The organism is Xenorhabdus budapestensis (assembly GCF_002632465.1).
Taxonomy (GTDB): Bacteria; Pseudomonadota; Gammaproteobacteria; order Enterobacterales; family Enterobacteriaceae; genus Xenorhabdus; species Xenorhabdus budapestensis.
This window is the reverse complement of record NZ_NIBS01000092.1, coordinates 1-1,085: the sequence shown is the minus strand read 5'-3', so window position 1 is coordinate 1,085 and position 1,085 is coordinate 1. Positions and strand designations below refer to the sequence as shown.

Sequence of the window (1,085 nt, the reverse complement as noted above, 5' to 3'; positions counted from 1 at the left end):
TAAGTTAACCAGATAAATTATCTGCATTGTTGCTATAATCAATAACACGATAATCAGATTTTCCGGCTGTTTTTATGAAATCGCAGATAACACTTTCTGAGCCTGAACGAATGACATTGCAACAACTTGCTTTGAATCACCCACATCGGGACATCCGTACGCGAGGTACGGGGTTGCTCATGCTTGCCAGAGGGGGCAAACCGGCTCAGATCGCCGCTGAGATAGGATGCAGTGTCCGGGTTATCTACAACTGGGTTCATACATGGCACAATTCAGGGATAGCCGGATTATTAGGGGGTCATGCCGGAGGCCGGTATCTTGCCATGACACCTGAAATGATTGCCACTGCGGTCGAAGCTGCCAGCGCAGCGTCCCTGACGCTAGCCAGAATAGCGCAGTGCGTTGAGGAAAAGCACGGTCCGCTGCCCTGCACACTGGAAACGCTGGCGAAGACCCTGAAAAAGCAGGGGCTCACCTATAAACGAACCCGCCTGTCGCTTAAAAAAAGCGCAACGAAACGGAGTTTGCTAAAAAATCCGCCTTACTGAATAAAATTAAGGCCGGCGCACGGTCAGGCCATTACCGACTAATCTATTTTGATGAAGCCGGTTTTGCCGCGTCTCCTCCGGTGCAATATGGATGGAGTCCACGGGGTAAACCCCATGAGACTGAGCCTCAACTCCATGACAGACGGTCAGTTCTGGGGGCGTTAAATTACACGGACAACACGCTGTTTTACCAGACAACATCAGGCAATATCACCCGAACGGATGTGATTGATTTTTTAGAGCAGGCCGCCAAACAAGGAGACAACCGCCTGACATTTTTAGTGTTGGATAATGCGCGTATCCACCATGGGATCGAGGAAAAAATCAGACATCGCTGGTTACGAGAACACAACCTGCTGTTACTTTATCTTCCTGCCTACAGCCCAGAGCTGAATCTAATTGAAATCGTTTGGAAACAAGCCAAGTATCACTGGCGACGTTTTATCACCTGGACTCAGGAGACAATGGAGTATGAGCTAAATACGCTATTGGAAGGTTATGGGGCTCAATTTGCAATTAATTTTTCTTAATCACTTA

2 protein-coding genes are annotated in these 1,085 nt (G+C 48.1%); both read left to right on the top strand.

What is annotated here, in order from left to right; translation table 11 throughout:
• Positions 1-74: 74 nt before the first annotated feature.
• Complete coding sequence (locus Xbud_RS18990; protein ID WP_211283558.1) at positions 75-548, top strand: helix-turn-helix domain-containing protein; 474 nt, start codon at positions 75-77, stop codon at positions 546-548.
• Positions 545-1,078: an IS630 family transposase gene (locus tag Xbud_RS18985; RefSeq protein WP_145956686.1), complete on the top strand. Its 534-nt coding sequence runs from the start codon at positions 545-547 to the stop codon at positions 1,076-1,078. The genes Xbud_RS18990 and Xbud_RS18985 overlap by 4 nt, the downstream gene beginning before the upstream one ends.
• Positions 1,079-1,085 lie beyond the last annotated feature (7 nt).